The organism is Saccharothrix sp. ST-888 (assembly GCF_000955975.1).
Taxonomy (GTDB): Bacteria; Actinomycetota; Actinomycetes; order Streptomycetales; family Streptomycetaceae; genus Kitasatospora.
On the sequence record NZ_JYJF01001184.1, the window covers coordinates 1 to 206 of the forward strand.

Annotated in this window: 1 tRNA gene; it reads right to left on the reverse strand. The window is 61.2% G+C overall.

The features are described 5' to 3' along the window. Positions 1–108 precede the first annotated feature (108 nt). A tRNA-Val gene (locus UK12_RS36180) sits at positions 109–180 on the reverse strand. Positions 181–206 lie beyond the last annotated feature (26 nt).

Consider the following 206-nt stretch of genomic DNA (forward strand, 5'->3'; position numbering starts at 1 on the left):
CGATACTGGGATTGAACCAGTGACCCCTACCGTGTCAAGGTAGTGCTCTCCCGCTGAGCTAATCGCGCCTGATGAGGCGGTACTGCGTCGGACCCCGAGGGGACCGAGTGCGCGATACTGGGATTGAACCAGTGACCCCTACCGTGTCAAGGTAGTGCTCTCCCGCTGAGCTAATCGCGCCTGATGAGGCGGTACTGCGTCGGACC